Origin of the sequence: Vibrio sp. L85, from assembly GCF_963871815.1 — a bacterium.
GTDB classification, from domain to species: domain Bacteria; phylum Pseudomonadota; class Gammaproteobacteria; order Enterobacterales; family Vibrionaceae; genus Vibrio; species Vibrio harveyi.
Genome location: NZ_CAWMYL010000119.1, coordinates 1 through 1,027, shown reverse-complemented (window position 1 = coordinate 1,027; position 1,027 = coordinate 1). Strand labels below are relative to the sequence as shown.

Here is a 1,027-nt window from a genome sequence, read left to right as displayed (position 1 = left end):
CTAGGTTATCTAGGTTATCTAGGTTATCTAGGTTATCTAGGTTATCTATTTTGAATATCTCTTTCCTCTTTGCCAATAGTGTCTTCTAGAAAATCGTTCCATTCTGAAAACTCATCAGAAGAATCGATAATCTTAAGCAAAACTGAAACTGCAACTTCTACAGCTTCACTACGACCACGAGTTAATTCAAAGCCATGCTGTTTGAGCTGATTCTCAAGTTTAGATATATCGTCATTTCTATTATCTGAAAACTTGAGTCCCACACTCTTTCTGGCTACTACTGATTTTTTGGGACCTGGCTTATTTCGAATTTGGCCGACTTCTGCGACATTACCAACCGTATTACCCGCTTTATTTTGATTAGCTTTGTCTAACCAAGATGGTGCTTTACTCATATGCTAAAGCCTTATCAAGCAATTCATTAATTTCTTTTTGAGCCAAGTTCAACCCATACATTCCTTTCAACTCAGGATCGAACACAGTTCTCCCCATGCCGACGACTCGTTCATAAATACTTCGGGAAGGTATGACATGCATCGTAGGCGTGGATTTCTGTTTGGCTTTTATAAAGTTTCGATGCTCCATTTTTCGAGTATCAGCCATACTAATAACTTCAATCACATTTCTTCCGATTTCGTTCAATCTAGGTAAATGCTTTGACACAACACCATAAGCTAATCGACTTGGTTGGTAAGGAATCACAACTGTTCCATGAGGTTCGTCCGTTGTAGAAGGCGTCATATCTACAATTAATAGGTCAACATCAGGGGCGCTATCAGGAAAATGATGAACAACTTCAAATGGAGCAAAACCATCTTCACTTAACCAATGGCAACTAGCTTGAGGATCATCATCAACTAACATTACATTTAAGTTTCTAGCAGCAGCGGCCCCAGCCAGATTCCAACTAATAGTTGACTTGCCAACTCCGCCCTTTTCATTCCAGACACTGATTATTTTCATATAGGCTCTCTTCAAAATAACTAGGATAACTAGGATAACTAGGATAACTAGGATAACTAGGATA

2 protein-coding genes are annotated in these 1,027 nt (G+C 38.8%); both read right to left on the bottom strand.

Annotated elements, in window-relative coordinates; translation table 11 throughout:
- Window positions 1–41: 41 nt before the first annotated feature.
- A complete protein-coding gene (locus tag AACR11_RS12935; RefSeq protein WP_017818849.1) occupies window positions 42–395 on the bottom strand; it encodes a hypothetical protein in 354 nt (117 codons plus the stop codon).
- Entirely contained in the window at window positions 388–1,026 is a 639-nt protein-coding gene (locus AACR11_RS12930; protein ID WP_223295707.1) for a ParA family protein, read from the bottom strand. Before AACR11_RS12930 ends, AACR11_RS12935 begins: the two co-directional genes overlap by 8 nt.
- Between the last annotated feature and the right edge of the window lies 1 nt (window position 1,027).